Below are 4,067 nucleotides of genomic sequence, written 5' to 3' on the forward strand. Positions count from 1 at the left end.
AGCGCCGCTTCCGCGCGACCTTTGCGCAGAGCGCCGGCGAGCGGGCGACGGTCCTCGGCGCGGGAGATTTCCTCCAGCTCCGCGAGCAGCTCCGCCAGCCGCTCGTCGGGGTCGCAGCGGAGCAGGCGCGCCGCACGCTCGGGGTCACGGGAGATCAGTCCCCAGAGAAACGACGAGCCGTCGGCGATCCCCTCGAGCATCGCCCGCGCCGGCGCAGCGCCGGCCATCTCGGCGAGGGCCGCGGCGTTGGGCTCCTGAAGGAGTTCGTTGACCCGCTCGTGCGCGGCTTCCCGGTCCGCCGCCTGCGGCGCCGTGGTCAGGCGTTCCGCAAGCATCGCCTGCTGCGACGCCGCGCGCTTCCTCGAGGTTCGTTCCGCCATGCGCCGTCTCCCTGCCGGTCAGGCTTGGAAGAACGGCGCGGCCGCCGCAAGGGGCCGATAGGCCAATTGCCTGAAGCGGCCTCAGAGGCCTGCGTCGTAGAACACCTGGTCCATCGCGCGCGCGGGCTCGGCGCAGGGCGAGGCGCCCACGACGCGCGCCGGGACGCCCGCCACGGTCACGTTCGGCGGAACGTCGCGGAGCACGACGGAGTTGGCCGCGACGCGCGAGCAGTGGCCGACCTCAATGTTGCCGAGGATGCTGGCGCCCGCGCCGATCAGCACGCCGCGGCGGATCTTGGGGTGGCGGTCCTGGTCGCTCTTGCCGGTGCCGCCGAGGGTGACGCCGTGCAGCAGGGAGACGTTGTCCTCCACCACCGCGGTCTCGCCGATCACCACGCCGGTGGCGTGGTCGATGAACACGCCCCGGCCGAAGGGCGCCGCGGGGTGCACGTCGACCTGGAAGATGTTCGAGGCGCGGCTCTGGATGTAGAGCGCCAAGTCGCGCCGGCCCTCGCCCCACAGCCAGTGCGCCAGACGATGCGCCTGGATCGCGTGGAAGCCCTTGAAGTGGAGCAGCGGCTCGATCGCCCGGTGGCACGCCGGGTCACGCTCTATGACGGCATTGAGGTCCGCGCGGATCGCCTGTCCGATCTCCGGATCGGACTGGGTGGCTTCTTCAAACGCCTGCCAGATCAGCGAACGCGGCACGTCGACATGATCGAGCCTCGCCGCCACCCGGTGGCCGACCGCCTGCTCCAGCCGCTCATGATTGAGCACGGTGCTCATCACGAAGCCGCCGAGCTCCGGCTCGCGGCGGATGACGTCCTCCGCCTCGGCGCGGATGCGCGCCCATACCGGATCGAGCGTCATGAGATTGTGGGACTCGGCCCGCGCCAGTTTGCTCATGCTGAAGGTCTCCGCCCGCGGCGCCGTCGCCCCACAGGCTTACCACATGTGGGTAAACGCGCAGGCGCCGAAAAGGCGCCGCGCGGCCATGTCGGTTAAGGGCGCCTGGCCAGGAAGGCGAGCACGCCCTCCTTGTAGACCTTGTCGCCGACCGCGCGGTTGTGGTCGCGGCGCGGGATGGGCAGCGCCTCGGCGCCGGGGATCAGCCTGACGAGCGCGTCGAGGTCGCCGGCGACGTCGTCCTCGGTGCCGACCGCGACCAGAACCGGGACCTTGATGGTCCCGAGCATCCCGGCGTAGACCAGCGAACGCTGCGCCCGCATGCAGGCCGAAAGCGCGCGGCGGTCGGATTTCGTCGCCTCCGCGAAGCGCCTGAACATCTTCGCCATCGGATCGACGATGTCGTCTTCGGAGGGCGCGACCAGCCCCTCGGCGATCGCCTCCGCGGAGGGGGCGCCGCGCAGCGGCCCCTCGCCCATTCCGCCCAGGATCGCCGAACGGACGCGCTCGGGATGGCGGATCGCCATCAGCGCCGTGATGCGGGCGCCCATCGAATAGCCCATCACGTCCGCCCGCTCGATCTTCAGGTGGTCGAGCAGCGCAAGCGCGTCCTGGGCCATGACGTCCGCGCCGTAGAAGGCCGGGTCGTAGAGCTTCTCGCTCGCGCCATGCCCGCGATTGTCGATCGCGATCACGCGCCGCCCGTCGCGCTTCAGCGTCTCGAACCAGCCCGGACCCACCCAGTTGACGTCGAGCGACGACGCGAAGCCGTGGATCAGCAGGATCGGGTCGCCCTCGCCCTCGTCCCGGTAAGCGAGTTCGAGTCCGTCGGATTGGAACGTCGGCATGAAGACTCCGTCTGGTGCGCCAGCGGCGGCACCCTAATCATCCCGGGTCCCGCGCGGAAGCCGGGGCCCTCACGGAGCGTTTGGGTTCGAAACCCGGGAACCGGTGGTAGGTAGAGCAGATGGAAAAGAGATTCCCCGTTGCGGCCGGCGTGCTGTTCGGCCTCGGCCTCGGCGGCTTCTTCGACGGCATCGTGCTGCATCAGGTGCTGCAATGGCACCACATGCTGAGCAGCTGGTATCCGATCCGCGATCTCGAGAGCCTCGAGCTGAACACGCTGTGGGACGGCATCTTCCACAGCGCGACCTATGTGTTCGTGGTGCTTGGCCTGTTCATCCTGTGGCGGTCGGCGCATCGCCGCCACCTGTACTGGTCCAACCGCTATCTCGTCGCCACGATGCTGATCGGGTTCGGAGCGTTCAACGTGGTGGAGGGGCTGGTCAACCATCAGCTGCTTGGCCTGCACCATGTCAACGAAACCGCGCCCCGCTCGCAGTGGATCTATTGGGACCTGGGCTTCCTGCTCTGGGGGGCGGCGATGCTGGTCGGCGGCTGGCTGCTCCTGCGCTCCGCCAGAAGAAGGACGGAGTCCGCATGAGCGCCGGAACGGGAGCCTCACGGCTGCGCGCCGCGCTGCCCTGGGCGGCGCTCGCCGCCGGGCTCACGGCCGCGACCTACCCGGCCTGGAGCCTGGTCGTGTTCGGCTACAGGCCCACCCTGGACGATCTCCTGACGCTTCGCTGCTTCGGCCTCTGACGGCTGACGTCCGCGTCTTGCCGGCGCCCGGCAAAATGCGTAAGGCGACGAAAGTCACTTTCGAGGAAGCCGCCATGGCCGAACACGCGACGCCGCACTTCGCCAACGACGCAGGCGTCTCCACGATCGCCATCGGCGCGCGCGAGTTCATGTGCATCGGCGCGAAGCCGCCGTTCGACCACCCGCATGTCTTTCTCGACATGGGCTCGGACGACGAGATCATCTGCCCCTACTGCTCGACGCACTACAAGTTCCGCCCGGACCTGCACGCCGACCAGACCGATCCGGCCGGCTGTCTCTGGCGCACGCCCACGCCGGCGTGAGATCGCTGGCGACCGGACCCGCTCTGATTGCGGGCGCCGGCGTCGGCGGGCTCACCCTTGCTCTGTCTCTCGCCCGCCGCGGCGTGGCCTGCCGCGTGTTCGAGCGGGCGCCGGTCCTTGAGGAGACCGGCGCGGGCGTTCAACTCTCTCCCAACGCCGGCCGCGTCCTGGACGCGCTCGGCCTCGGACCTGCGCTCGACGCTGCCGGAACGCGGCCTCGGGCGGTCGCGATCACGGATGGGCCCAGCGGCCGGCTGCTGAAGGCTCTCCCGCTCGGCGCGGAGGCCGAACGCCGCTGGGGCGCGCCATACCGCGTCATCCATCGCGCCGATCTCCAGACGATCCTGCTTCAGACAGCCCGGGCCGAGCCTGCGATCGCGCTCATGCTCGGCGCCGAGGTCAGGGAGGCGCGGGAGACCGCCTCAGGCGCCGCTCTCGAACTCGCCACTGCTTCCGGCCCTGAGGAGGTCGAGGGCGCGTGGGTCGCGGGCGCGGACGGGCTTGGCTCGAACATACGGCGCGCCGTGAAACTTCCCCGCGCCGCGCGCGCGACCGGACTGACCGCGTGGCGCACGGTGCTCCCGGCCGCGGCCGTTCCGGCGGCTTTCGAGCTATCGAGGGTGACCGTGGCGCTCGGCCCGGGCGCGCACCTCGTGGTCTATCCGGTGCGCGGCGGGCGCGAGGCGAACCTCGTGCTGATCGGGGACGATCACGCGCTGACGCCGGAAGAACTGGTGGCGGGCTGGTCCCGGCCGGCCCGGGATCTGGTTGGCGCAGCCAACGCCTGGACCCGTTGGCCCCTGCGCGACCGTTCGCCCGATCCGCGCATGCGTCGCGGCCGGATCGCGCTCCTTGG

At 70.5% G+C, this 4,067-nt stretch carries 6 protein-coding genes and 1 pseudogene; 4 read left to right on the forward strand and 3 right to left on the reverse strand.

The genetic code is table 11. The features are described 5' to 3' along the window. The 3 genes and pseudogenes from ACIKT0_RS14245 to ACIKT0_RS14255 form a co-directional block, all read right to left on the reverse strand. Positions 1 to 380 (reverse strand): annotated as a pseudogene (locus ACIKT0_RS14245) (bifunctional [glutamine synthetase] adenylyltransferase/[glutamine synthetase]-adenylyl-L-tyrosine phosphorylase); the annotation flags it as partial. 81 nt (positions 381 to 461) lie between these two features. Beyond that, on the reverse strand, positions 462 to 1,286 hold the full coding sequence (gene cysE / locus ACIKT0_RS14250; RefSeq protein ID WP_407105980.1) for a serine O-acetyltransferase: 825 nt from the start codon (positions 1,284 to 1,286) through the stop codon (positions 462 to 464). 95 nt (positions 1,287 to 1,381) lie between these two features. After that, positions 1,382 to 2,134, reverse strand: a complete 753-nt coding sequence (locus tag ACIKT0_RS14255) for an alpha/beta fold hydrolase (RefSeq protein ID WP_407105981.1) — start codon at positions 2,132 to 2,134, stop codon at positions 1,382 to 1,384. A gap of 119 nt (positions 2,135 to 2,253) precedes the next feature. Between ACIKT0_RS14255 and ACIKT0_RS14260 the strand changes: the two genes are divergently transcribed. The 4 genes from ACIKT0_RS14260 to ACIKT0_RS14275 all read left to right on the forward strand — a co-directional run. Beyond that, a complete protein-coding gene (locus ACIKT0_RS14260; RefSeq protein ID WP_407105982.1) occupies positions 2,254 to 2,730 on the forward strand; it encodes a DUF2243 domain-containing protein in 477 nt (158 codons plus the stop codon). Continuing rightward, on the forward strand, positions 2,727 to 2,888 hold the full coding sequence (locus tag ACIKT0_RS14265) for a hypothetical protein (RefSeq protein WP_407105983.1): 162 nt from the start codon (positions 2,727 to 2,729) through the stop codon (positions 2,886 to 2,888). The genes ACIKT0_RS14260 and ACIKT0_RS14265 overlap by 4 nt, the downstream gene beginning before the upstream one ends. Before the next feature lie 74 nt (positions 2,889 to 2,962). Further along, positions 2,963 to 3,211 carry a zinc-finger domain-containing protein gene (locus ACIKT0_RS14270; RefSeq protein ID WP_407105984.1) on the forward strand — a complete coding sequence of 83 codons (249 nt, stop codon included), beginning with the start codon at positions 2,963 to 2,965 and terminating at the stop codon, positions 3,209 to 3,211. Beyond that, a partial coding sequence (locus ACIKT0_RS14275; RefSeq protein WP_407105985.1) for an FAD-dependent monooxygenase occupies positions 3,208 to 4,067 on the forward strand: 860 nt, incomplete at its 3' end. The genes ACIKT0_RS14270 and ACIKT0_RS14275, both read left to right, overlap by 4 nt.

Origin of the sequence: Hansschlegelia beijingensis (assembly GCF_045505405.1) — a bacterium.
GTDB classification, from domain to species: Bacteria; Pseudomonadota; Alphaproteobacteria; order Rhizobiales; family Methylopilaceae; genus Methylopila; species Methylopila beijingensis_A.